The sequence below is a fragment of the Gilvimarinus chinensis DSM 19667 genome, from assembly GCF_000377745.1.
Taxonomy (GTDB): Bacteria; Pseudomonadota; Gammaproteobacteria; order Pseudomonadales; family Cellvibrionaceae; genus Gilvimarinus; species Gilvimarinus chinensis.
On the sequence record NZ_KB898707.1, the window covers coordinates 549,863 to 574,060 of the forward strand.

Here is a 24,198-nt window from a genome sequence, read left to right on the forward strand (position 1 = left end):
AAGCAGAAGCTTACAAACCACTCACACCTATGTAAGAACCTCCGTGAACGACAGTAATCTACTCTCCACCTTTATCTTTTCGGTATCGGTCAGCGCACCTATTTTCTTGATGATTGCCTTGGGCGCGGTATTGCGTCGTGTGGGCCTGATCGATGAAGCGTTTATTAACACCGCTTCGCGTTTGGTTTTTTCCGTTGGGCTGCCGGTGCTGTTGTTTTTCAGTAACGCCAGGGCGGATTTTGGTTCGGCTACCGATGGTCGCATTATGATCGCCGTGGTCATTGGTGCTCTGCTCGTTTTTGCACTGAGCTTTGCCACTGCCGGTTGGTTTGTGCGCGATAAAAAAGACCGAGGGGTTCTTGCTCAGGCGGCTTTTCGTGGCAACTTGATTATTATCGGCCTGGCGTACTGTGCGAATGCCTATGGCGAAAAAGGAATCGCTATGGCGGCTCTGCCTTTGGCCGTTACCATCGTGCTGTACAACGTATTATCTGTAGTTGCTCTCAACCGAGACCTCGATAGCGGGCGTGGTTATGGCGGTGTATTTGCGGCCATTGCGCGCAACCCTTTGATTATCGGCATTGTCGCCGGGCTGATTTACGGTGCTTGGGGCCCGCCTATCGCCGAGCCCGTGCGGAGAGCGGGGGGCTATTTAGGTGATATGTCTCTACCGCTGGCGCTGTTGTGCGTCGGCGGGACGCTTAGCTTGAAATCGCTGGGTCAAATGGGCGGCGGTGTGCTGGCGGCTAGCTGCTGGAAGCTGTTGGTCTCGCCGGTAATAGCAGTGGCGTTGGCGCTGTTATTGGGGCTTAAGGGCGATGCAGTGGGGGTGGTCTTTTTATTGGCGGCCGCGCCCACCGCCACAGTAAGCTTTGTGATGGTGCGCGGCATGGGTGGAAATGCCGCTTTGGCGGCGACTATGATTGTGCAAACAACGCTGTTCGGCTTGGTGAGCCTTACCATTGGGCTATGGCTTGTCGAGGCGTTTGTTCCCGCGTTGTGAAAGATCGGGGCCAAAGACATCGGAAGTTTCTAGGCAGCTTACTCAATTCCAAATTAATTCGGTGCGTTTTCTCTGTAGCTTACGAGCATTTCTCAGGTCCTAGTGTACGGTGCGGTAGTGAATTGTGAGCTCGCGTTAATAATGAGATTGGTTATTATTTACAGTTTGGTATGCCACTGCTAAACTGCGCGGCGCTTAAATCAATACTTGGGGATAATCATGTTTCGCACTACCACAACCGCACTGTTTGTTGCGGTGGCAAGCCTGCACGCACAAATCGCATTGGCAGAAGATCAAGCCGTTGCCGAAAGAATTGAAGAAGTTAAGATTATCGGTACCAACCCTGAGCGCTATCAGAGCGATACAACGGATTCTTTGACGGGCGTGCCGGTAAGCTTTATGGAGTTGCCGCGGGTGGTTGAGATCATCCCCGAGCAAATCTTGCTGGACCAAAAAGCGACCGAGCTGGAAGAAGGCCTGCGCAATGTGCCGGGCATCAGTTTATCAGACGGTTTTGGCGGCAGTAACAATGATTATTATGTGCGCGGTTTCAGGCGTAACACCGTTTACCGCAATGGTATTCGGAGGGCCTCTAACTTTCGCGTCAATACCAGCAACCTCGAGCAGGTGCTAGTGGTAAAGGGCCCTGCGTCCATAACCTATGGGCAAGTAGAGCCCGGCGGTTTGGTGGATATTCGCACTAAGCAACCGCTGGATGAACGCCGCGCTTACGGCGAGGCGCGCTTGGGTTCTTACGATAGCCAATTCTTACTGGCGGATTGGTCTGAGCCTTTGGGTGATATTGGCGCGTTTCGGGTCAATGCCTCTAGCGAGCGTTCAGATACCTTCCGCGACTTTTTCACGATTGAGCGCGACACGGTTTCTGCTACGGCCCGGTTTGACTTAGGCGATAACACGCAGCTGACCGCGGAATACGAATACCGAGATGAGTTTCGCTCATTTGACCGAGGTACCATTACCGTTCCAACGCCCGATGGGCGGGAAATTGTGAACCGTTTGATTGATGTCGATATCAGTACGCGCTTTGGCGAAAGCTTTGAAGAAATCGATACCGAATTTGAGTTTGCCTCTATCGGCCTTGAGCATCATTTTAATGATAGCTGGTCGGCGCAGATCAGCGGGGCCTATGAGTCATCTATGTCGGATGATTATCAGGCTCGTCCGCGCGCTGTTGCTATATTCGATGCCGATGCCCCAATTAGCGAAGACGGGTTGTTTACCGGCAGTGCTACACCAGAGGCGGTATTTGATGAGGCCAGCGACCAGGTATTTTTAGCGCGGCGCAGCGACGGCAGCCGCGAGCGTGAAATAACCGCCAGCTATGTGCAAGGCGCGGTTAACGGAGAATTCACCACCGGGGGTATCGCCCATCGCTTGGTCGTAGGGGCCGATTACCGCACCTACGAAGACAGCCGCTACTTTGTCGCCACCGCTACTAACGATGGTATTTCGGTGGCCGATGGCGGTAACGGGCCGCTGTTTAATTTGCTGAACCCTATTTACGGCAATCTGGTAAAAGATGTTGATACAACCGGTTTGCCGCTGCTGGAAAGTGAACGCGATGAAACGGGCGTTTTTATTAATGACTATGTGTCATTTACCAATCAGCTTTCACTGCTGGTTGGGGCACGTTTTGACAGTGCGGATACCGACGGTGATGGCCCCGCCGATTCGGTTGATGAAGTATCCCCCCAAATAGCACTGAATTATCGGCCCACCGATACACTCACTTTATTTGGTAGTTACTCAGAAGCGTTCGAGCCGAATTCAGCCTTTTTACTCGACGCGGATGGCGTTCCTTCCGAGCACACTCTGTACGATCCGGAAGATTCGGTTCAGTATGAAGTTGGGGTTAAAGCTCAGTTTTTTGAAGGTATGCTGAATCTTACAGCGGCCGCCTATGACATAACGAAAAGTAATGTGCTGACTGTGATTGATGATCAGCCAGAGCTGGTCGATGGTCAAACCTCCGATGGTCTGGAGCTCAGCGTGGGTGGGCAGCCCATTGTGGGGATGAACCTAATCGCCGGTTACGCTTATACCAACGCTACTATCGAGTCGGGCTCTAACGCCGGTAAGCGTCCGCGCAATGTTGCCGAGCACACCGCCAACTTGTGGGCCAGCTATGAAATACAAGACGGTGCATTACAGGGGGTTGGTACAGGTATTGGAGCTTTTTATATGGGTGATCGCTACGGCGATAGTGCCAACTCCTGGAGCCTGGGTAGCTACACGCTGCTGGACGCCTCGCTTTGGTACAACCTGTCCAGCCAAATGTTTGGCAGCGATAGCACCATTCGTTTTCAATTGGCCGCAAAAAACCTGACCGATGAAGAATATTATCCGGCCAGTGGCGGTGATTTACGTGTCTCCATCGGCACGCCTCGTTCTATAGTTGGTTCCGTTAGCGTTACCTTCTAGTGAGCACGAGCGCTAAGCCCAAAAGTCATTCGACCAAGCCGCGTACCTCGGTGCGCGGCTGGTTCGACTGGCACAGCTGGTCAGGCATACTGCTGGGTGTGCTGCTATTTATTGTGTGTTGGGGTGGTACCTTTGCTACCATTGCCAACGAGTTAGACTGGCTCACCACACCGGCTTTACGGGTTCAACCTGTGGGCGATCCCGTACCTATTGAAGAGGCCTACCAGCGAGTACAGCAGGCATTTCCAGATGCCACTATCGGCGCGATCAGTGCTCCGCTTTATAAACGCTCGGCTTACGATGTGAGTATTAAAACCGCAGCCGGTGAGCCCCGGCATGTATACGTAGACCCTTACACCAATCGCATTACAGGATCGGTATCCTATCTCAACATTCAGCGCTACCTGCGCGATTTTCATCGGCGCTTTTTTGCAGGTAACATCGGCTTTTATCTTGTCTGTTTAACTGCTATTCCGTTGTTTATATCGCTGGTGACCGCGCTGGTTTTTTATCGCCGGTGGTGGCAACGGTTTTTTACCTTCAATAAAGCGAGGTCTGTTCGAGCCTTTGTCAGCAATTTACATCAACTGTTGGGGTTATGGGCCATGTGGTTTGTGTTGGTCATCGCTATAACCGGCACCTGGTATCTGGCTGAGCGGGTGCGTTCGCAGTTTATCGACGGCAAATTCTCCTACGTAGACGCGCTCCCCAGCGCCATTAAACCACTGCCGGTACTCGAGACGGGTCAACCCCAACAGCGGTCGTTTTCCGAGTTAATAAACATCGTGAAAACCTCTCGCCCCGACTTGACCGTAGGTACCGTTTACCCCGACAGAAACGGCTACTTTTACGTAGTAGGGCAATCGGAGCATTGGTTAGTGCGAGACAGAGCAAACAAAGTTTTTGTTCATCCTGATACTGGCGAAATAAAATACAATCAGCGTGCCGATGATCTTAACGCCTATTGGCGTTGGTCAAATATGGCGGACCCTCTGCATTTTGGAAATTTTGCAGGGTTAATCAGTAAGGTAGTCTGGTTTAGTTTTGGCCTCATACTGTGTTTTTTATGTTTGTCGGGCGTATGGTTGTTTGCTCGGCGTCTGCAGCGCAATAAAAAGTATCGCCGCAAAATGCGTTTCGCGTATGGCGCTATAACAGCGTCGGGGGTGCTTGTTGCTGTGTGCGCGCCACTGCCGTTATTTTTTCTTGATAAATTTGGCCCAAAAGTTAATGGGGTCGCTTATCCTGCTGAGCTTGGGGCGGGTACATTAGGCTTTCTGATTGCCTGGATTATACTGACGGTGCTTTTATCAGTGTCATGGCTATGGGTGCTGCGAGGCTCGTATGTGGCCATAGGCAAATCAAGGTGAACTCCAGTTTAGGAGGCTCTGTGTCAGATCAAGCTAAAACCTTTCATTTAATAAGTTATCTGTAGTTTATTACATAGAAAAGCTTTGCCGCTACATACGGCAAAGCCAAGCTAAAGTGGTAAAGTTGGAGATAAAGCTCCAATCATCGACTTGCAAGATCATCGAATCAATGGTTTCAAGGGAGATTGGTGTTAAGGGTTTTGTATGCCTGAGAAACGGCTCTTGCGCATCACCACTAATATCATAGAAATGGCAAGTGCTATCAGTGCCCACCAAGTATTTACAGGTAATGCAGCGGGGGTTGCTGGGGCAGCCGATGAAGTTGTACCAGCAGCGAAGGTTATTGAGCTAGCTCCAAAGTTGAGTTCATTGCTAAAGGCTCCTTGTGCTGCCAGTTGATTTTGCCCGTTGTAGCAATTCCAGTTCAGACTGGCAGTAAAATCAGGTGTGTTCTCCAGCGTTGCCCCCATGCAGTCAGTTAAAGAGTAGGTGGTGGGCGAGCCAACAATATTTCCACCGGAAATGGTCATTGTAAGGGAGATGATGTCCCCCAGAGATAAAGGGTTACCGTTGGCTACGACCGTATCGTCCCACGTAAAGGAGCCTGATCCGCTCTCCCCGTTGCTACCAGTAATGGTGAATGAGTGCGTTTGTATCGCGGCATGGGCGGCAGGAAGTACCAGAATCTGAAGTAGAATGACGTATATCAAGCAGCACATTTTTTTTGACATTTTATAGAGTCCTAGCAAGGGAGTTAAATAACCGTTGATCGGGCTGCTAAACCGAGAGTCGGTTTTTACAGTTTAAATATTTGCAGCCTTACAAGAATAGCATTTTTGAAGTACTGGCTAGCATAGATTCTGAAAATAATCCGGCGAAGCATAAATTGGTGTTAGATGGAATGATCGAGAAAGGGATATCGGCATAATAAAACCATGTGAGTACTTTATTTAAGTTTTTGGCTGCGCCATCATACGCCTTACAGGATGACAAGGCTTTTTGTGGGTGCAGTGGTAAAGGCATCCCAGTTCGTGTTTGCTCTTTATTTTGTACCGTTACTGTGCAGTCAAATTCTTGGGACAGATTTATCTTTACGGCTTTCTGAAAGGAGAGTCTGTGGTAACGCTGAGGGTTTTTAATAAAAAGGCGGCGGTCTATTTACGCACCGGAGCTTTATAAAGGGAGTGTTAATGAACGGACTACTGGAAAAGTTTGTACAGGGCGTAATGTTTGGCATGGGGATTATCGTTGTCCTTGCGCTGGCATTTCTATTCTTCGGGCAGTTTATTTTTGGTGGGGTTACCCCTTCTTTTACGGAAAACTCTGGTGTCGAGCGAGAGTATTTAGGTGTGCCCGCCATTCAGCAGGGTTATTTAGGCGTACATTCAACTCGGCTTGGCCATTTTCCCGATAAGCTGGTTGTGATTGGGGCCGGGCCCGGGGAAATCGTCGGTAAAGTGGTGGCGGAGGGGGAACCACGCGCGGGGGTAAAGCTACGCCTGTTTTTAAATGGTGCCGCGCAAAGTCAGTGGGCGGTATCGGACGAGCTGGGTGTTTATCGCATTTCTGCGCCCGAGGGGGAGTATCGTATAGACGGCCTTGAACTGGATATGGCCGCGGCCCACGTTGCGCTTGCCGGTTTAACCCTGAGCCCTAATATTGATATTGATAGCGACACTTTCTATGTACGTAAGTCCGAGCCTGCGCAAGGTCTTCGGATCTCATTTGTAAAACCTGTCATCAAAAACGCTACCGCAAAGCGCTATGGGGCTGACGAGCCAATTGTGCTTTCCTGGCGAGAGTACGAAGGCGCGAAAAGCTATCGTATTCAGCTGTGGGAAATGTCCTCACCCGGCGGTGGTCATGCCACGGGTCTTTTTAATTGGCAGGATACCCCTGAGGTTGAAGCGACTGAGGTTAATATTCGTGACTATGCCCCGGGCCTTAAGCCTGGTTTGTATTACTCTTTTTCCGTAACGGCCTTTGATAACCGGGGGCGCGAGCTTTCCAAGTCAACAGGCGCTCTCCAAGGTTATGATTTTAAACTCGATTGAGTTTTTTAGTTTGTATAGTGGCAGTCGGGCCTCCAGGCTTCTATGCCTTTAAAACTTGGGGTTGTACAGTTCCATGTGACGGTTCGGCTGTTGCCGATTTTTTCAGGCTTGTAATCGATAATGCCGCCGTCAACGCCAGACAGTGCGGTATAGGTTAAGCGAATAATTCCACCGTCCAGCACCTGAATGCTTTTTAGTACGGTATCGGCGTAAGCCTCGGGGCTGGATAGCCCCAGTTGTTGATTGCTTGACGGTAGCTTGCCCGTTTCGGCAATGTACATGGTAGCGTTTGCCTGAATCTCGAAGCTTCGTACTATCCCTTCACTGATGTAGGAGGCGTTTCCGTATCCAGTTTGATGCTTTTGAGTGTAAGAGGAGCAGCTTGCCAGAAAGATGCTGATTAGCAGGGTAACGAGTGTTGTCTGGTTAGTGCGAATCATTTGGGCTTTCCTTAGCGTGCGAGTTGTTTGCGGCAAACAAGGTGAGGTTTGTTTATTGCTCTGCAGTATAAAGTTAAAACGAATTAACTCTCCAGGCTTGCCTACCGCCGATTGTCCATTGCGTATTGTGTGTGAATCCCTCATCTCGACGTTGCCAGGCGCCAGTTTTGAGCGGCAAATGGGTATGGCACAGCGGTGCTCCTTGACACCGTTTAACCCATCCACGACCCTAGCGCCAAATTCACCAACCCTATAATCCCATGACCGAGCCGTTACCTGTTCTCTATTCCTTTCGTCGCTGCCCCTACGCTATGCGTGCCCGTTTAGGGCTGCTGTTCGCGGGCCTGTCGGTTGAGTTACGTGAGGTGGTGTTAAAAGACAAACCACCGCAACTGTTGGCTATTAGCCCCAAGGCTACGGTGCCGGTGTTGCAGTTACTCGATGGCACCGTGATTGATGAAAGCCGTGATATTTTGCTGTGGGCGCTGCGGCGTAGCGACCCGGACGGTTTGCTTGCTGCTGAGCGCTCGCCCCAGGTGGACGAGCTTATTCGGCAGAATGATGTTGAGTTTAAACATTGGCTGGATCGCTATAAGTATTTTGATCGACACCCAGCCATGACGCAGCGCGAGTATCGCGAGCGGGGCGAGGTGTTTTTGCAGCAACTGGAACACCGCCTTGGCGACGGTCGGTTTTTATTGGGTGACGATATCAGTGCGGCGGATATCGCAGTGATGCCCTTTGTACGCCAGTTTGCTCATGTGGATCGCGACACATTTTACGCTTTACCTTACCCAAACCTACAGAAATGGCTTAAAGGGTGGTTAGAGCACCCTTTGTTTCTGCTGGCTATGGGCAAATATAAACCCTGGCGTAAAGGCGCTGCTTCGGTGGTATTCCCGCCATCCATTTAATGGCTGCAGACCTTTTTAGCTCTCCAATCAGCACAAATTTCAACCCTTTCTGAGAGGGAGGTTGCCGTTAAGCCCTAGTGGGGTTCTTCGCCTTCCTTTTTAAATCAAATGTATATGATAATGATTAGCATTGACATTTTTTCCTGTCGCGGTATATTGCGCTTCAAATTTAGGTGCTTGCTATAAAAGCTGGCACCTGTAGGCATGAGAAGGGGGGTGAAATGTCTAAGCAAGAAGTGTTTAAACCAACGGCCATGGCCGCGTTAATGAGCGTGTTAGTAGCACAGGGTAGCTTGGCTCAAGCTGAAGAGCCTAAGCAAATTGAAGATGTGTTGGTGTACGGTGAAGTGGGTGAAACAGACAGTGCCACCAAGCTTGATTTGACCATTTTTGAGACGCCACAAACCGTAACCGCTATCTCGCGAACGCAAATGAATGATTTTTCGCTGGATAATGTGAATGAGGTGCTGGATTACACGCCTGGGGTAACGGTAGAAGAGGTGGAAACCAGCCGTACTTACTATACGGCGCGTGGCTTCGACATTGTTAACTTTCAATATGATGGTGTGGGTACGCCTTTTGTATACGGCAATGTCTCGGGTCAGCTGGATACTGCTTTTTATGAAAAAATAGAAGTGGTAAAGGGCGCCGCAGGCTTGATTACAGGCTTGGCAAATCCGTCGGCTACGGTGAATTTCGTGCGTAAACGCCCCACCGAAGAGCTACAGGCCAGTGCGCGCGCATCGGTAAATGAGTGGCAGGGGTATCGTTTAGATGGCGATGTTTCGGGTTCTTTAGGCGACTCGGTTCGTGCCAGGGTGGTGGTTGCCACTGAGGATACTGAGTCTTATCTGGATCGTTATCAAGACAGCACAGATTTGTTCTATGGCGTGTTAGAGGCCGATTTAACGGAGACGACACTTTTAACCATCGGCCATAGTTACGATGATAACCAGGGCGATGGGATTCTCTGGGGTGCGCTGCCCTTGGCGTATGTAGATGGCACGCCTACGGATTACGATGTTTCCACCAGCACAGCGCCCGACTGGACCTACCGCGATATGGAGCAATCGCAATCATTTATAGAGTTAAAACAGCAATTAAGTGATCGATGGGTGATGAATGCGATTTACACCCAAACATCAACCGATAGTGAGTCGGAGCTGTTTTATGTCTATGGTTCACCGCAGCTCGATGAAACCGGCTTGGGCGCTTCCACGGGGCGCTATCTAAATGAAGTAGATCAAGACATGCTCGACATTTCTGCCTCGGGCGATGTGAGTCTGTTTGGTCGTGACCATCAGCTGGTCGTGGGTTATAACCGTGCCGATGTAAACTACACAGCTGCCTCTTATCAGGATGGTACTGCGTTGGGCTCGCCGGTATTGGGTAGTGACTGGGCTGAGGGGAATTCTCCGCACCCCAATTTTGTAGAGCACGACCCGGTCTATGGCACCAGTGACATAGAACAAACACACGAATCTTTTTATGCGGCAGCTCGGCTAAATGTGACGGATGCTTTGTCAGCTTTAGTGGGGGCACGCCAGGCCGAAATTATTCAGGAAGGTATCAATTATGGCAACGCTGCCAACACCGACGCGGAAGAAACGGTGCCTTACTACGGCGTTACATATCAAATTACCGATATGTTGGTTGCCTATGGTAGCTACACTGAGGTTTTCTCCCAGCAGTTGTTTGTTAACAGCGAGTTTGAGCCACTTGGAGCGACACAAGGCGATAGCACCGAGTTCGGTTTAAAAGCGTCATTCAACGATGACCGCGCCATCTTAACCCTGGCGGCTTTTGAATCCAATTTGAGTAACTTGGGCGAGTTTGTGGGGCGAGACCCGGAGACTAACACGGCAATGTACGAGGCTAAAGAATATACCAGCGAAGGTTATGAGCTAGAGTTTTCGGGCCAGCTGAGTGAAGGCTTCAACGTAAGTGCGGGTTTTACCTGGGTGGATATCGAAGGCGAAGAGGGGGCTGCGAAGCCCTATATTCCGGAGCAAATGTTTAAAGCCTCGGCGTCTTACCGCGTGCCAGCCGTTCCAGCTTTGAAACTGGGTGGGTCAGTGAAGTGGCAAGATGATATTTCTACGTCCAATGGTGATGTGGAACAGCCAAGTTATACCTTGATCGACTTAGTGGCTCAATACGATCTGACAGACAATATTACCGCGGGTGTTAACCTGAAGAATGTTACCGATGAAAAGTACTTGAACAGCTTGTACTGGGACCAAGCCTATTATGCAGCCCCTCGTAATGTAAGTGCATTTATAAGCTGGAAGTACTGATTTAATACCACCGACAGTTCGGTTTTGAGGTGGCGTTTTTCTAGGCAGGTACGGCTTCGGTCGTACCTGTTTTTTTATGCCCGCTGATACCGTTAACTGTAACGAGTAGGGACTGCCATAAGCCCTGCAATGCTATAAGATCCCTTTCACTATAAAGTTTGCGAGTAATGTGGTGCCAATAGCTGTTTGGTTAATTGCAGGTCTTGCCAGTCGAGCCAGGGTTTGGGGTGTAGGTTATGTTCTCTAGAGTCAGTATATGTAATACGATCATGTGCCTTTTGGTGTGTAGCGGTTATTCGAATGTGGCTGCTGCCGGGCAATGGCAACCACTGCTGGACAATCATCTGAGCCAATGGCGTACTTATTTGGGGTATCCAGATACGAATACGACCGTGGCTGGGTTGGCGCGTGACGACTCCGGAGAATATGCGGAGCCTGTGGGTTACGATCGGGATGAGTGGAATGTGTTTAGCGTAAGCTCCGATTCAGGTGAGCCAGTACTGCGTATTTCCGGTGAAATTTATGGTGGAATTTTTACTCGCCAAGATTTTTCAAATTACCACTTACGCTTACAGTTTAAATGGGGTGAGCAAAAATGGCCGCCGCGACAACAGCTACCTCTGGATACCGGGATTTTGTATCACGGTACGGGTGAGCACGGCGTTGATTATTGGCGATCCTGGCCCTTGTCGCAAGAGTTTCAAATTATTGAGAAAAGTGAAGAGGGGCTAACCGGTGACTGGTGGAAAATTGCTCATTCACAAATTGATATTCGCTGCGTGCAAACAGAAGAGGATGGCCCTTACCAGTTTGATATGGCCGCATCGGTAAAAACCTTTGGTGGAAACGACGGGCCCATTACCTGCGGCGCAAGCCACAATAATGAAAAGCCATCGGGGCAGTGGAATACCTTGGAGCTGATTACTTACGGCGATAAAAGCCTGCACATTGTCAATGGTGAGGTGGTAATGGCGCTGAGCCAATCGGCATTTCCAGAGGGCGATACGGTTAAGCCTTTAACCCAGGGGCAGATTGTGTTGCAGAGCGAGGCGGGTGAGGTGTACTTTCGTCGTATCGAGTGGCGGCCCGTAGCGGAAATACCGGATCAATTCACGGCATTTTTCAAATAAAGGGCGCAGCGGGAGAAGCGGTTCAACCGAACCGCTTTTCTAAGTATTGAATAATCTCGCTGGACTCATACATCCAGGTGGTGGTGCCGTTTTCCTCGATACGCAGGCAGGGGACTTTAACCCGGCCACCACCCTCGGCAAGCTCGTCGCGATAAGGGCTACCGTGCTGTGCATCGCGAAGCTCCATGGGTAAATTCAGGCGGTGCAGTGCACGGCGTGTTTTAATGCAGAAAGGGCAGGCAAAGAACTGATAGAGCGAAAGCTGTTTCAGCGCTTGTTCAACGACTGCTTGCTCCTCTGGGCTGCGCTTCATTTTAGGTGGGCGGGTTACCCAGCTAATAAAAGCGATAATTCGGCCCAAACCTTCTCTGACTATCTTGATCAATAACTTCATATCTACTCGGGTACCACTGTCTTTTTCATGAGCTAGGCTTGCCTTCGTAACCGTTAAGCGTGTTCGAGGTGCAGCAATGTTCTCTGGCCTGAACCGCTACCGCATTCATATCACGGGCTTCGTTTATCTTCATGCCATCGTGCATAAGCTGCAATAAACGGGTTTATGGCTGACAAAAGGCGGCGAGAGTATAACCGATACTTAGCCCCATAACAGGCTTTACGCGCTTTTTGGCTACCCAGCGAGACCGCAGCTGGTCAAAGTGCCGAAGTTGTATGAGTGGGCGGCACAGCCTCGCGCCTATAGCCAGCTTATTGCAACGGCGTATAAGAGGCAGCCCGTATTGCCATTGCAAGCACCGGGGTACAGTGGGGCCGGCGAAAGCTTCGTGAGACATAAAATGTTATGCGAAATAGAGTGGTTATAATTATCTGTTACAGATAGAGTATGATGGGTGTTGCCCGCGTAAATGGTGTATGGGGGCTGACCGATTTGTGGCTGAATCGTTGACGTTTGTTATTTGAAGGCTGGCCGTTTTGTGTGGCAGGTTCACCGAGGATTTATGTGTGAAAGGGAATACAGGCAGTTTGTCCATTCGTACCAAAATGGCTTTAGGCAGTTTGGTTATTGGTTTACTGGTGTGGTTCTTGTTGGCCGCTTTGAGCTATATGGCAACAAGCACCATGCTCAAGGTGGTGAGTGATAGCTTATTTTCAGCCGCGGCAGAGGAAATATCTCTTGAGGTAGAGTCCACCTATCGCCCGGTTTCTCAAATGACAATGCTCTTGGCGGATAGTCGCTTAGCCAGTGGCGTTGAGCTTAACGAGCATTTGCAAAATTTGCCGTTGTTGAGCGATTTGCTCCGCGAGCATGCTCAGGCTGTAGCGATAATGGTCGGCTTTGCGAATGGGGACTATTTTAGTGTGCGCCACATACGTACGGCTGGGGTGCGCCAGAGCTTACAAGCACCGGGCAATGCGGCGTTCACGGTTGATTTTATGCTGGGGGATCGGGCCACGCCGCCAATACGCCAGTTTTATGATGCGCAGCTGGCGCTGATCGATGAAATAGAAGTACAGGACACGGGGTTTGATCCGCGAGTGCGCCCCTGGTATACCGATGCTCTTAAAAGCTCGTCTCCCGTCACCACAGAGCCGTACTTCTTCTACTTTTTAAAAACCATGGGGGTAACCGTAGCCCAGCAGGCAGACGTTGATGGTGCGGTGATCGCCACGGATATTACCCTGAGCGATGTCACTCATTATTTGCTCGAGCGTCGTGTTACGCCAGGCACGGAGCTTTTGTTGCACCGAGGGAAAGATGTGATTGCCACGACGGTGCAACTGCAGGGGGTCTCTCAGGATAACCGCAAGTTGAGTTTACTGGACTTCAGCGCCCCCCCTTTTCAAAAAGCACAGTCAGGTGCGCAGCCGCAAGGCTGGCTGACTCATCGCCAGACAATACCCTTGGGTATTGATAACGACATGGCTCTGGTTATTGCCGTGCCCGAGGACGAGCTTCTGGCTGGTTTTCGTAGCCTGCGGGATCAAGTCCTGTTGGTTTCTTTGGTGTTATTGATTTTATTGGTGCCCTTAGTCTGGTGGCTTGCCAATGGTATTACCCGACCGGTACGCGAACTCTATGCCGCTATTGTTCAGGCGGATGAATCGGATGCTAAGCTTGAGCTTCCTCCCATACGCAGCCACGACGAAGTCGGTGCACTCAATGACGCACTGCATCATTATGTGGATGATTTGGCAAATGCCAGTGCGGCGCGTCAAAAGCTTGAAAGTGAGTTGGAAATCGCTCGTCGCATACAAATGGATCTGGTGCCAGGTGGTGGAGAATTAACGGTGAATGTAGGCGGTGATAATCTCTATGCCTGCCTTAAACCGGCGCGTGCCGTGGGCGGCGACTTGTATGAAATGCTGGCGCTTAAAGACGGCCGCTATTTTATTGCCGTAGGCGATGTCTCAGACAAAGGAATGCCCGCAGCGTTGTTTATGTCGCGCGCCGTCGCTTTGGCTAAAATTTTAGCACCGCGAGCAACCTCGCCTTCGGTTTTACTGGCAGAGTTGAACAGTGAACTGGTGAAAGGCAATGATTCCTGCATGTTTATTACACTGTTTTGTGGTTTTTATTCGCCAGATAGCGGAGAGTTAAACTTTGCCAGTGCCGGGCACAATCCACCGGTTATTATTCGTGAGAACTGCGCTGAATTTGTGACCCTTGAATCGGGGCCCGCTATTGGCGTATTTGATGAGAGCGATTATACCGATCAGCAGTTAACCCTGCGCTCAGGCGAGCAGTTATGTGTGTATACCGATGGTATTACCGAGGCATTTAATGCCCAAAAAGAAGAGTTTTCTGAAGAGCGACTGATCAGCACTCTCAATAGTGAGGCAGGCGGGGGTTCAGTGCAGGGCAGGGGCAAGCTTATACTTTCGGCGGTGCGAGCATTCGCTGAGGGGGCGGCACAATCAGATGATATTACTCTGATGATATTGGAAAGGCATTAAATGTCGGTCAGCTTAATTAAGCATCGGCTTGAATCGACCCGGGAGCTGGATATTCTTGCCGGTAAACTGCAAGAGTTGGTTGCAGGGGGGGAATTAGAAGCCTCGCTGGTGAGTGACATAATGATCATTGTCGATGAAGTCATTAGTAATTTATTTAAGTATGGCGGCGGCCAGTTTTTGGACGTCAGTTTGTCGCGCAAGGGTAATGATATCGAATTGCTTTGTCTCGACGATGGCTCGGCTTTTAACCCTTTAAAAAGCGATAGAGCCAATATGGATTTACCCATAGAACAAAGAGAAATTGGTGGTTTAGGGTTGGAGCTGATTTTGGCGCTTACCGCTGATCAATATTATCTCCGTAAAAATGAATATAATCATTTGTTTCTAACTTTATCTACTTCGTAGTAACACTGGTAATCACTATGGCATTAAGTATCGATACGAAAGAGCAGTCTGGCGGTACACTGAAGTTAGCCTTGCAAGGAGCTTTAGACAGCGACACCGCGCCGCAGCTAGAAGATAAGTTGCGAGATAGTATTGGGCCTGACACTACGCTTGTTGCCTTCGATCTGCAGGGGTTGAATTATATTAGTTCGGCGGGGCTGCGAGTGTTTTTTGCTACGCTTAAAAAGCTGAAAGCAAGGGGAGGGAAAGTGGCCGTGTCACACATGCAGCCTGGGGTAAAAAAGGTTTTTGAAATTGTTAGAGCCTTGCCGGATTTAAGTGTATTTGCCAGTGCTGCAGAACTTGATGATTATCTGGCAGGTTTTCAGTCTACACCGACTTAAGGTGTGGGCAAGGTTTCTATAGGGCTAAAACGTTGCCCAGGGCTTATTGGTCTTGGGCGTAGTTTTATCGATGTTACAGATTAGCAGCCAACACGCCTTCAAAATTACCGAGTGGTCTTATCAAATAACAAACACCCAGCTGTTTGCTGGGTGTTTGCTGAATTAAATCCGGTTAACTCGCGCTAGCTGTTACTACGGCCATCTATCTGTATGGTCTGCAGCGTTATGAGTAACTGGTTATGGGGCAGTGGAGTTAGCTGTTCAGCTTTTTAAATTCGCGGATGGTTTTGTTAAACGCATCGGCGTAGGCACGCAGCTCGTCTTCGGCTTTACGTACATCGGCAGAGCTCAGGCCTGAGCACGCCAGATATTCTTCGGTGGCTTTTACATAAGCTTTTACTTCATTGTTCGACTTTACCATTTGCGCGGTAACGGCTGTGGCGGGGTCGGGGATGGCCGGCTTATTTTGCGGCATTTCGCACGCCAGTGAGGGGGCGGCAACAACAGTCAGGGCAATAGCGGCAAACAATGATTTTTTCATAACTCGTTCCATAAATTAAAAGTCATCGGGCGATCTTGTGGACGCCGTTCGGTTACTGGGCATAGGTTTGAAAATGTGATCTACATCTCAAACTTGGCGCTATTCTGCCAGTAAAAAGGCGTATGGAAAATGCCATCAACTAATCATTTTGCTATGGATTTGGCGTAAAAATAAACCAATGGTTATTTCGTAAGGCTCTAAATCATATAATCTCTTATTCTTTGGCGGAATTATGGCGGGTGCCTGCAAGGTTTTGGCTGGCGGCGTAAAACTGTAATTTTTTTGACGCAAAAAAAAGCCGGCATACGCCGGCCCCAAGGGTGAAAGTAGTACGGGCAAAAAAGCTTCGCTGGCTTTTTGCCCCGATCCATTACATGGATTCTAGTGCTTTTAACTGCTCTGCCAGGGCATCGATACTGGCAGATATTTCACTTAGCTTAGATTTTTCTTTTTCTACCACGGCTTCGGGCGCCTTGTCGACAAAATTTGGATTGTTTAGCTTGCCGCCAACTCTCTGCTGCTCGTTGTTCAGGCGCTCCAGCTCTTTATTTAAACGTGCTTTTTCGGCGTCCACATCGATCAAGCCTGCCATAGGCACCAGAATTTCCAGCTTGCCCACCAGCGCTGTGGCCGACATGGGTGCTTCTTCGCCCTGTTTGAGCCAGGTAATGGATTCCAGGTTGGCGAGTTTTTGCAAAAATTGCTGGTTGGCCGTCAATCGTTGTTCGTCGGCCTCGGTGCCGTGCTGCATATAAAGTGGTATCGGCTTGCCTGGGGCGATGTTCATTTCGCCGCGAATATTACGCACACCCACAATCACACCTTTAAGCCACTCGATATCGGCGGTCGCTGCCGTGTCGATCAGTGCTTCATCTGCGATGGGGTAGGGGGCGAGCATAATGGTCTCGCCACTCTGGCCCGCCAGGGTTTTGACCCGCTGCCAGATTTCTTCGGTAATAAAGGGAATTAGGGGGTGGGCCAGGCGCAGCGCCGCTTCCAGAACGCGAATGAGAGTGCGGCGGGTGCCGGTTTTCTGCGCGTTGGTGGCGTTTTCATCCCATAACACAGGCTTGGACAGCTCGAGATACCAGTCGCAGTACTCGTTCCAGAAGAACTCGTAATAAGCTTGCGTGGCTAAATCCAGACGGTAGTTGTTAAGCGCGTCGGTGACGGACTTTTCCGCTTCTTGCAGTCGGCTGATAATCCAGCGATCCGCCAGTGACAGTTCGTAGTCGCTGCCGCCGTTTTGGCCACAGTCTTCACCTTCGGTGTTCATGAGTACATAGCGAGCCGCGTTCCACATTTTATTGCAGAAGTTGCGGTAGCCTTCAACGCGGCCCATGTCGAACTTGATGTCGCGGCCAGTCGAGGCCAGCGAGCAGAAGGTCATGCGCAGGGCGTCGGTACCGTAGGCGTTGATGCCGTCCGGGAACTCCTTGCGGGTTTGCTTCTCAATTTTGGGCGCGTCTTTGGGGCGCATCAAACCGCGGGTGCGCTTGGCGACCAGGTTTTCCAGGTCAATGCCGTCAATAATATCCAGCGGATCGAGCACGTTGCCTTTGGATTTGCTCATTTTCTGGCCCTGGGCATCGCGCACCAGACCGTGTACGTAAACGGTTTTAAACGGTATCTGGCCTTTGCCGTTGTCGTCTTTGACCAGGTGCAGGGTGAGCATCATCATGCGCGCCACCCAGAAGAAAATAATGTCGAAGCCCGTAACCAGTAAGTCGGTGGGGTGGAACTTCTTTAAAAAGTCCGTCTGCTCGGGCCAGCCCAGGGTTGAGAATGTCCACAGACCAGAGCTGAACCAGGTGTCCAGTACGTCTTCGTCTTGCTGCAGCTCGACCTCGGGGCCTAAGTGGTACTTAGCGCGGGCCTCTTCTTCGCTGCGGGCAACATAAACATTCCCGGCCTTGTCGTACCAGGCGGGAATGCGATGGCCCCACCACAGCTGGCGTGAAATGCACCAATCCTGAATGTCGCGCATCCAAGAGAAGTACATGTTCTCGTACTGCTTGGGTACAAATTGCACCTCGCCGTCCTCAACCGCTTTAATGGCGGGTTCGGCTAAGGGTTTGGTGCTTACATACCACTGGTCTGTCAGCCATGGCTCGATGACCACGCCCGAGCGATCACCGCGCGGCACTTTAAGTGCGTGGTCGTCAATTTTCTCCAGCAGGCCCGCGGCTTCAAAGTCGGCGACGATTTGCTTGCGCGCCTCGTAGCGGTCTTTGCCGGCATAGGCTTGCGGCAGGCTGGTGTCCAGATCGTCGCGCGGGCTGCCGTCCAGATTAAAAATCTGGGCTTCACCCAGTACCTGCGCAGACTCGTCCAGCACGTTAATAAGCGCCATATTGTGGCGCTTGCCCACTTCGTAATCGTTAAAGTCGTGAGCCGGGGTAATTTTCACGCAGCCGGTACCAAACTCACGATCAACGTATTCGTCGGCAACAATAGGAATGCGACGGCCCACCAGTGGCAGCACAATCTCTTTACCGATCAGCGCCTGGTAGCGCTCGTCTTCCGGGTGTACCGCAACCGCCGTGTCGCCCAGCATGGTTTCGGGGCGGGTGGTGGCGACGACTAAATAGTCTTTGCCTTCAGCGGTGGTGGCGCCGTCGGCCAGCGGGTAGCGCAGGTTCCACAAAAAGCCTTTCTCGTCGTGGTTTTCGACTTCGACATCGGAAATAGCGGTGTGGAGTTTTGGGTCCCAGTTCACCAGGCGCTTGCCGCGATAAATCAGACCGTCTTCGTGCAGGCGAACAAAAGCTTCTTTAACTGCCTCAGACAGACCATCGTCCATGGTAAAGCGCTCGCGGCTCCAGTCTAACGACGAGCCTAAGCGCCGCAGTTGGCGAGTAATGTTGCCACCCGATTCGGCTTTCCAGTCCCATACGCGCTCGAGGAATTTTTCGCGGCCCAGGTCGTGGCGGCTGATGCCATCGGCGGCCAGTTGGCGCTCCACCACCATTTGCGTGGCAATACCGGCGTGGTCTGTGCCCATTTGCCACAGGGTGTCGTCCCCCTGCATACGGTGGAAGCGAATCATCGCGTCCATCACTGCGTTATTAAAACCGTGGCCCATGTGCAGGTTGCCCGTGACATTGGGGGGCGGAATCATGATGCAGTAGGGCGTTTCGCCGCCCTGTGGTTTGAAGTAACCCTGATCTTCCCAGTTTTGATAGCACTGAGTTTCAATGGCCTGGGGCTGGTAGGTTTTATCCATGAACTGTCGGACCTTTTGCCTTGCGCGGATGTTAGGAAAAATTAAAAGGCGGAATTATAGCGGGTTTGGGGGCACAAGTAGAGTGTGCTCGCTTGAATTAAAGAAGGGGATACGAGACAGTGTCTCTGTGTAATTTAATAATGCAGTGAGGAGTCTATGTTCAGGTTGGTGTTTGCCGGTGAGCTAATAACAGGGTTTACTCAGGGTACGGTCGAGCGAAATCTGGCAAAGCTGTTAAAACAGAACGAACAGACCATTCGCCAGCGTCTTTTTAATGGTGAACCGGTAACGGTTAAAAAAGTAGAGACGCAAGCGGACGCCTTAAAGTGGCGCAAAGCATTCGCCAACGCCGGTGCGGTGCTTGTGGTGCTCAGCTTGGGGGATACACCGCCCGCCAATCCAGCAGTGACCGACACATCTGATAAGCCGGAAGCCTTGGGCAGCTCCGAAGAGCGCACTGGCGGACGCGACAAAGAGCAGGGTGCTGATAGACATGATCCGCAGGCCACCAGCTACGAAGAACCAACCCTTGAGAGCGAAGCTGAACGCAGTCCGGGCGTACGTATGCACAACAAAGTGTATGTGTTGCTCGGTGCGGCAGCATTGGTTTTTATCGCGGTTGTCGTTTTATTGCTGTGGTCCACCAAAGGGCTGTGGCAGGGTGTGGAGCTAGAACAAAGGCAGGGGAGTCTGGAGCGCACACTGCGGAATAATGACATTGTGCGGGTGACGATCGTTTCGCAATAAGCTTACCGAGCTAGGGGACTTGTTGAGCCTCTTCATTTTTTCAAAACCGCAGACTGGCTGTAGGTAATTGGTGGGGCTGCAATGGTGGTGGGCTGGGCAGGCAATACGCTTACGGGAAGAGTCTTATTTTATCTCAAACTAAAACAAGACCCTTCCTTCTGTGAGCCACCTAATCAGCCGAGTGTGATCCGGTAGCTTGCTGTGGTTAGCCCGCCACAGACGGCTTTAGCTCACGCACAGATGAGGTAGAGAGGGTAAAGCTGTGCCCAGGTGTGTCGGGCAAATGTATATAGCCATTTTCTACTTTCAAAGGGGTGTCGATAATGGCGTCCATATTCAGTAATGAATGCTCGGTGTAGATCACTTCGGGTAGGGCAGAGGCGATATGGGCTCCCAGCTCCATGGGGGTGTTACCCAGCGAAATAGGTACACCATGCTCACCGCAGAGCCATCCAATCTTTAATGCCGCTGAAATGTCGCCGTGAATATTGATAATATCGGCTGCATTGTTATCAACCAGATTGCGTTTGCCGCTCAGATCCAGGTACTCCCCCACATTCAAGTGGCTGTCGCTCAAAGCGTGCTTCACATCCAGCAGGCCGGGAATGTCGTGACGTAAAATTGGATCCTCAACCCAGAATATCGGGAACCCTTTTTCCTCGAAATACCGGATGCGCCGAATGGCTTCTTTTGCAGACCAGGCTTCATTCGCGTCAATCATGAGTCTTGCCTGAGCGCCTACGGCCTCACGAACAATCTCTAGGCGGTGTAAATCTTGCTCGGCGGTATCAAAGCCTACCTTTACCTTATATGCGTCGAAGCCGTATCGGGTCGCATTATTATAAAAATCGGCCACTTCTTTATTGTTCATGTGAAAGCAAACGCCGCTGCCATAACTTTTGACCTTGCTGCTAGTGCCACCGAGAAATTGGTACAGGGGCAGGTCGGCGTGTTTGGCTGCCAGATCCCATAGCGCTTGATCGATGGCCTGATCTAAAGAGTGGGGGAGGGGAAAAATATTACCACCCCGGGGTCTGGATACTTTATGAATAAGAGCTTCGGGCGTCTGTTGTAGCATGCCCGGTAAGCGGAGCCGTTCTAGCAGTGCTTTTATTTCTCGGGCGTCGGGTAATGGTGCGTGCAGCGACTGAAAGAAGCCCAAGCCAACATTTCCTTGGCTGTCGAAAATCTCTAAACAGCCTGCCCATACGTGTGTGGAGTAAAACTGGGAGTCCCCAATGACACGATCGCGGGGGTAATCAAAGCAGTGGACTCTTACGTTCTCTATAGTCGCAGTCATAAATAATCCGGTTCATCAGATATTGGTATTCAGGTTGTGTGTGCCTGATATCAATAAGGTGCTTGTTTTAATATGGCTCATATTTAATCATTGGGGATATTATCGGTCAATATAAATATTTCATAAAATGACCAGTAAAATATTACAGTGCGGTATTGAAATATTATTTTCTGGGTGTAGTATGGGGCGGGATTGAGCTAGTAGCTGAACATGTAACTTCTAAAAATATAGCTAATAAGTGTAGGAAGGGACCGAAATGATAAATGTTAAAAAACAACATCTGAGTGTCGTTATTTCTGTGTTGGCCAGCGCGGGGGCGGCGAACGCCTGGGCGCAATCGGAGGCGCCAAGAGCCTTGGAAGAGGTGGTGGTGTCTGGTATCCGACAAAGCATCGAAGCGGCTCAAGATGTGAAGCGAGATGCTACCGGGGTGGTTGACGTCGTCACTTCAGAGGACCTGGGCAAGTTTACCGACGATAATATTGGTGCCGCTATCGCCCGAATTCCTGGCGTACAAATTCAACGAAATGATAATGGTATTGGGGGTGATCGAGCTTCCATACGTGGCATGGGCCCGCTTTTTGTAAATACGACGGTCAATGGCCGCACGCCTTTATCCCATGGTGATGAAGGAATAGGGAATATTCGGCAGTTCAATCTGGATGTCATTCCAGCTGAAATAGTCAGTGGGGTGGTGGTGCGTAAAATGCCCACTGCAGAAACTATTGAGGGAGGCATAGGTGGGTCGATTGAGTTACAAACAATCCAGGCTTTAGACGCGGAAAGCTTATACCAGACACATGATAATGTTGGTGGGGTAGTTTCGCTGTCGGGTGTTCACGATAGTTTGACTGAGGAGTGGTCTCCAAAATTTTCCGGTGTTTTAGGTCTGCGCAATTCGGATAACACCGTTGCAGCGTATCTATCGATGGTTTTGTCTGACGCTGATTATGCAGTTGATGAGATTTATACCCGCGCCCAAGAGCGCGATATTAAAATTGATACTACCGGCAACGGTAGTGCAGATTATATTGCAGAGGATGTAATTTCACACAGCCGAATTACCATGAACGCCATCCGTGGTGAAAAAGAGCGAGAGTCTTTCTCCTATGGTGTTCAGTGGCAAGCATCTGACGATTTAAAGCTAGGAATTGACGGGTATAATTCGACTTATAATGTTTACTCTCAGCGTCCTACCGTAGATCTGTTTTTTGATTACAACGGTGTCTTTGATAAAGACGCTATTAATATCGATAATAATTTTGTACAGCAAGTCGATGGTTCTGGAGTCACAGAGCCAGGCGGCGATTTTAAAATTGAAAATTTTGACCTGCTTTTTGACAATCTATCTGACAACTCGGTCATCGGTATCAATGCTACCTATGGGGAGTATACGGACTTCACCTTAAGTGCTGATGTCTCTTATTCCAAGGTAGAATTTGAGCAAGATTTGCGCCTCGGAATTATGGGGGCTTATGGCTTAGATCCAGCTGATTTCCGTTATGATGGAACAGGCGATATCCCTTCTTTCACTTACGGGGAAGAAGTCAATGACGTTGAATCATACAACAGTGTAGGTTTTTTTGGCCGAGATCGTCGCGGAAATAATGAGCAGCTTGCTCTACGCTTGGATGCTGATTTTGAATTGACAGAAGGCGTTCGCATCAAAGTCGGAGCTCGTCACGCAAATTCAGAAATTGATGTGAGAGAAACCGGTCGTTTTACCTTGTTATGGGATGATGAAGCGTTAAATTCGGCCTCGTTTGATGGGTCATTGACCGAAGAGCTGTTCCCGGGAGAGGGTATCGGTTTTAATCAGTTCTTAATGGTGGATTATGATGCCCAGGCTGAAGTGTATCCAGAGATTTTCAATGAGCGTGCTGCCGAGTCAACTATTACTAGCCCGCTGTTGAGTGTTGTCGACGAACAGGGGCTGCCTTTAGATCGAGCTAACTCTTTTGTCGTTGAAGAAGAAACATTAGCTTTTTATGTTCAGGCAGATTTAGAGGGGCAAGTAGGCCCTCGCCGCTTCACCGCAAATGCAGGTGTGCGAACGGTGGCTACTGACCGAAGTGTCCAGGGGTTTCAGACGGTCCGTATTGTAAACTCCCTTAATGCTGTTGTTGAAGAATTGGGCTTTGTGGGCTCAGAGGTTGATAGCGACGACTTTCAGGTGTTGCCCAGCGCAAACTTTATGTTTGAGGTGGCGGATAATATGCAGTGGCGAGTTGGGGTTGCTAAAACCATGTCTCAACCGGAATACACTGACCTAAAAGTAAATGGTTCGATTAACCTTCAAGATGTTAATGATACAGGTTACGACTCGACAATTAACTCAACCGCAGAAATAGGCAACCCAGATCTTAATCCTTATACAGCATGGTCGTTTGATACGACATTTGAATACTATTTAGAATCTGGTGGTGCGGTATTCGCGAGTCTGTTTTATAAGGATGTGTCAGACTTCGTGTTACGTGAGGCACGTACTGATGTTGCCATTGACGGGTACGACCAGTTGTTTGATACGACACAGCCTATTAACGTAGCAAAGGGGCAGGTTCAGGGGTTTGAGGTCGGAGCTAATATCCCCATGGGTGATTTCGGGCTTCAAGCAAATTATACCTTTGTAGACTCTGAGTTTGATAACCCCGATAACAACCCTTTACTTGATCATGGGTTTCCAGGTTCATCAAAAAATAACTTTAATGCCATCGGTTATTATGAGGTTGAATCGTTTTCTGCGCGCTTGGCTTATATCTACCGGGATGATTACTTTCAGGCGCTCGGAGGAGGCTTTGATCGAGCTAACCAGCCAGCATTTGCAGAGGGATCAGGTCAGCTAGATGTAAACTTATCTTATGACCTTCTGGAGAATGTTCAAGTTACATTGGATATAAGCAATGTAACTGAGGAAAATGCTCGTAACTATATCAACGAAAGCACTAATTTCCGCGATTATGTTACTCGCCCTCGAACAACGGCGGTCGGTGTGCGCGCTACTTTCTAAAGTCTATTGGCTTAGCGTAAATGAAC

The 24,198-nt window shown here is 50.0% G+C and carries 18 protein-coding genes; 12 read left to right on the top strand and 6 right to left on the bottom strand.

Features of this window, described 5'->3' with window-relative positions:
• Positions 1 to 43: 43 nt before the first annotated feature.
• The 3 genes from D568_RS0108480 to D568_RS21105 all read left to right on the top strand — a co-directional run bounded on the left by D568_RS0108480 (position 44) and on the right by D568_RS21105 (position 4,815).
• Positions 44 to 1,003 (top strand): AEC family transporter, encoded by a 960-nt coding sequence (locus D568_RS0108480; RefSeq protein WP_020209164.1) that lies wholly within the window; start codon positions 44 to 46, stop codon positions 1,001 to 1,003.
• A 219-nt stretch (positions 1,004 to 1,222) separates the two neighbouring features.
• Positions 1,223 to 3,445, top strand: coding sequence for a TonB-dependent siderophore receptor (locus D568_RS0108485; RefSeq protein WP_020209165.1), 2,223 nt, complete (start codon positions 1,223 to 1,225; stop codon positions 3,443 to 3,445).
• On the top strand, positions 3,445 to 4,815 hold the full coding sequence (locus D568_RS21105) for a PepSY-associated TM helix domain-containing protein (protein WP_020209166.1): 1,371 nt from the start codon (positions 3,445 to 3,447) through the stop codon (positions 4,813 to 4,815). The genes D568_RS0108485 and D568_RS21105 overlap by 1 nt, the downstream gene beginning before the upstream one ends.
• A 191-nt stretch (positions 4,816 to 5,006) precedes the next feature.
• On the opposite strand, the gene D568_RS0108495 is transcribed toward D568_RS21105, so the two are convergent.
• The gene (locus D568_RS0108495) at positions 5,007 to 5,546 is read right to left on the bottom strand and encodes a hypothetical protein (RefSeq protein ID WP_020209167.1); all 540 of its coding nucleotides are present in this window, start codon (positions 5,544 to 5,546) and stop codon (positions 5,007 to 5,009) included.
• A 459-nt stretch (positions 5,547 to 6,005) separates the two neighbouring features.
• Between D568_RS0108495 and D568_RS0108500 the strand changes: the two genes are divergently transcribed.
• Positions 6,006 to 6,869: a fibronectin type III domain-containing protein gene (locus D568_RS0108500; RefSeq protein ID WP_020209168.1), complete on the top strand. Its 864-nt coding sequence runs from the start codon at positions 6,006 to 6,008 to the stop codon at positions 6,867 to 6,869.
• Positions 6,870 to 6,874: 5 nt separating this feature from the next.
• On the opposite strand, the gene D568_RS0108505 is transcribed toward D568_RS0108500, so the two are convergent.
• Positions 6,875 to 7,309, bottom strand: coding sequence for a pilin (locus D568_RS0108505; protein WP_020209169.1), 435 nt, complete (start codon positions 7,307 to 7,309; stop codon positions 6,875 to 6,877).
• Positions 7,310 to 7,569: 260 nt separating this feature from the next.
• On the opposite strand from D568_RS0108505, the gene D568_RS0108510 reads away from it, so the two are divergent.
• The 3 genes from D568_RS0108510 (at position 7,570) to D568_RS0108520 (ending at position 11,650) form a co-directional block, all read left to right on the top strand.
• On the top strand, positions 7,570 to 8,223 hold the full coding sequence (locus D568_RS0108510) for a glutathione S-transferase (RefSeq protein WP_020209170.1): 654 nt from the start codon (positions 7,570 to 7,572) through the stop codon (positions 8,221 to 8,223).
• Positions 8,224 to 8,444: 221 nt separating this feature from the next.
• On the top strand, positions 8,445 to 10,520 hold the full coding sequence (locus tag D568_RS0108515; RefSeq protein ID WP_020209171.1) for a TonB-dependent siderophore receptor: 2,076 nt from the start codon (positions 8,445 to 8,447) through the stop codon (positions 10,518 to 10,520).
• 302 nt (positions 10,521 to 10,822) lie between these two features.
• Entirely contained in the window at positions 10,823 to 11,650 is an 828-nt protein-coding gene (locus tag D568_RS0108520; protein ID WP_051084032.1) for a 3-keto-disaccharide hydrolase, read from the top strand.
• A 22-nt stretch (positions 11,651 to 11,672) separates the two neighbouring features.
• Here D568_RS0108520 and D568_RS0108525 read toward each other — a convergent pair whose 3' ends face one another.
• Positions 11,673 to 12,044 (bottom strand): glutathione S-transferase N-terminal domain-containing protein, encoded by a 372-nt coding sequence (locus D568_RS0108525; protein ID WP_020209173.1) that lies wholly within the window; start codon positions 12,042 to 12,044, stop codon positions 11,673 to 11,675.
• A 566-nt stretch (positions 12,045 to 12,610) separates the two neighbouring features.
• On the opposite strand from D568_RS0108525, the gene D568_RS21110 reads away from it, so the two are divergent.
• The 3 genes from D568_RS21110 to D568_RS0108540 are packed head-to-tail and all read left to right on the top strand — an operon-like array spanning position 12,611 to position 15,351.
• On the top strand, positions 12,611 to 14,563 hold the full coding sequence (locus D568_RS21110; protein ID WP_020209174.1) for a SpoIIE family protein phosphatase: 1,953 nt from the start codon (positions 12,611 to 12,613) through the stop codon (positions 14,561 to 14,563).
• Positions 14,564 to 14,968: an ATP-binding protein gene (locus D568_RS19775; RefSeq protein ID WP_020209175.1), complete on the top strand. Its 405-nt coding sequence runs from the start codon at positions 14,564 to 14,566 to the stop codon at positions 14,966 to 14,968.
• A gap of 17 nt (positions 14,969 to 14,985) precedes the next feature.
• Positions 14,986 to 15,351 (top strand): STAS domain-containing protein, encoded by a 366-nt coding sequence (locus D568_RS0108540; RefSeq protein WP_020209176.1) that lies wholly within the window; start codon positions 14,986 to 14,988, stop codon positions 15,349 to 15,351.
• A 253-nt stretch (positions 15,352 to 15,604) separates the two neighbouring features.
• On the opposite strand, the gene D568_RS0108545 is transcribed toward D568_RS0108540, so the two are convergent.
• Together D568_RS0108545 and D568_RS0108555 are read right to left on the bottom strand one after the other, a co-directional pair.
• The gene (locus tag D568_RS0108545; RefSeq protein WP_020209177.1) at positions 15,605 to 15,892 is read right to left on the bottom strand and encodes a hypothetical protein; all 288 of its coding nucleotides are present in this window, start codon (positions 15,890 to 15,892) and stop codon (positions 15,605 to 15,607) included.
• A gap of 370 nt (positions 15,893 to 16,262) precedes the next feature.
• Positions 16,263 to 19,118, bottom strand: coding sequence for a valine--tRNA ligase (locus tag D568_RS0108555; protein WP_020209179.1), 2,856 nt, complete (start codon positions 19,116 to 19,118; stop codon positions 16,263 to 16,265).
• Positions 19,119 to 19,274: 156 nt separating this feature from the next.
• Here D568_RS0108555 and D568_RS0108560 point away from each other — a divergent pair, with 156 nt between their 5' ends.
• Positions 19,275 to 19,865, top strand: a complete 591-nt coding sequence (locus D568_RS0108560; protein ID WP_020209180.1) for a hypothetical protein — start codon at positions 19,275 to 19,277, stop codon at positions 19,863 to 19,865.
• Positions 19,866 to 20,070: 205 nt separating this feature from the next.
• On the opposite strand, the gene D568_RS0108565 is transcribed toward D568_RS0108560, so the two are convergent.
• Complete coding sequence (locus tag D568_RS0108565; protein ID WP_020209181.1) at positions 20,071 to 21,165, bottom strand: mandelate racemase/muconate lactonizing enzyme family protein; 1,095 nt, start codon at positions 21,163 to 21,165, stop codon at positions 20,071 to 20,073.
• Between the two features lie 256 nt (positions 21,166 to 21,421).
• Here D568_RS0108565 and D568_RS19780 point away from each other — a divergent pair, with 256 nt between their 5' ends.
• Positions 21,422 to 24,172, top strand: a complete 2,751-nt coding sequence (locus tag D568_RS19780) for a TonB-dependent receptor (protein ID WP_020209182.1) — start codon at positions 21,422 to 21,424, stop codon at positions 24,170 to 24,172.
• Positions 24,173 to 24,198: the final 26 nt, after the last annotated feature.

Bases quoted from the DNA above. Each gene is read 5' to 3' on its own strand.
- D568_RS0108485 (WP_020209165.1), top strand. From the start codon at position 1,223: ATGTTTCGCACTACCACAACCGCACTGTTTGTTGCGGTGGCAAGCCTG.
- D568_RS0108495 (WP_020209167.1), bottom strand. From the start codon at position 5,546: ATGTCAAAAAAAATGTGCTGCTTGATATACGTCATTCTACTTCAGATT.
- D568_RS0108500 (WP_020209168.1), top strand. From the start codon at position 6,006: ATGAACGGACTACTGGAAAAGTTTGTACAGGGCGTAATGTTTGGCATG.
- D568_RS0108505 (WP_020209169.1), bottom strand. From the start codon at position 7,309: ATGATTCGCACTAACCAGACAACACTCGTTACCCTGCTAATCAGCATC.
- D568_RS0108510 (WP_020209170.1), top strand. From the start codon at position 7,570: ATGACCGAGCCGTTACCTGTTCTCTATTCCTTTCGTCGCTGCCCCTAC.
- D568_RS0108515 (WP_020209171.1), top strand. From the start codon at position 8,445: ATGTCTAAGCAAGAAGTGTTTAAACCAACGGCCATGGCCGCGTTAATG.
- D568_RS0108525 (WP_020209173.1), bottom strand. From the start codon at position 12,044: ATGAAGTTATTGATCAAGATAGTCAGAGAAGGTTTGGGCCGAATTATC.
- D568_RS19775 (WP_020209175.1), top strand. From the start codon at position 14,564: ATGTCGGTCAGCTTAATTAAGCATCGGCTTGAATCGACCCGGGAGCTG.
- D568_RS0108540 (WP_020209176.1), top strand. From the start codon at position 14,986: ATGGCATTAAGTATCGATACGAAAGAGCAGTCTGGCGGTACACTGAAG.
- D568_RS0108545 (WP_020209177.1), bottom strand. From the start codon at position 15,892: ATGAAAAAATCATTGTTTGCCGCTATTGCCCTGACTGTTGTTGCCGCC.
- D568_RS0108555 (WP_020209179.1), bottom strand. From the start codon at position 19,118: ATGGATAAAACCTACCAGCCCCAGGCCATTGAAACTCAGTGCTATCAA.
- D568_RS0108560 (WP_020209180.1), top strand. From the start codon at position 19,275: ATGTTCAGGTTGGTGTTTGCCGGTGAGCTAATAACAGGGTTTACTCAG.
- D568_RS0108565 (WP_020209181.1), bottom strand. From the start codon at position 21,165: ATGACTGCGACTATAGAGAACGTAAGAGTCCACTGCTTTGATTACCCC.
- D568_RS19780 (WP_020209182.1), top strand. From the start codon at position 21,422: ATGATAAATGTTAAAAAACAACATCTGAGTGTCGTTATTTCTGTGTTG.